1 pseudogene is annotated in these 461 nt (G+C 70.9%); it reads right to left on the bottom strand.

Features of this window, described 5'->3' with window-relative positions:
- Window positions 1-461 (bottom strand): annotated as a pseudogene (locus tag IE312_RS38560) (hypothetical protein); the annotation flags it as partial.

The raw sequence follows: 461 nt of genomic DNA, 5'->3' as shown, positions 1-461 counted from the left end.
CGGGTCGTCGGAGGAGCACAGCAGGGTGGTCGGCCCGGAGAAGTCGCAGCCCTGGACGTCACGGACGGCGTGGTCCAGACGGACGGTGGAGACCTGCGGCAGGTTCGCCGAGGGCGAGGTGGACGGGTTGACGCCCGGGGTCGGGAAGACCAGCAGGCGGGTCATCGTGCCCCACTCCCCGGACAGCGTCCACTGGCCGTCGGGCGAGACCGCGGCCCAGGAGTTGTTCAGCGCCTCGCCCGCGCTCAGCGTGTGGACGTACTCCGTCCAGGCGCCGCCGGGTGCCCGTACCCGGAACATCTTGGAGTTGCCGGAGTCCCGCTGGTAGGGCTCGATGGTGTAGCCGTTGTACGAGGCGTCGGGATCGCCGACGTGGTTCCAGCCGCGGCTGGAGACGCCGAGGGGGATGGTGCCGATGCCGGTGTAGTGGTTCGGGCTGTTCGCGGGGACCTCCACCGAGG

This window comes from Streptomyces capoamus, assembly GCF_014654935.1.
In the GTDB taxonomy this organism is placed as follows: domain Bacteria; phylum Actinomycetota; class Actinomycetes; order Streptomycetales; family Streptomycetaceae; genus Streptomyces; species Streptomyces capoamus.
The sequence above is the reverse complement of the archived record's forward strand: the minus strand, read 5'-3'. Positions and strand labels throughout refer to the sequence as shown.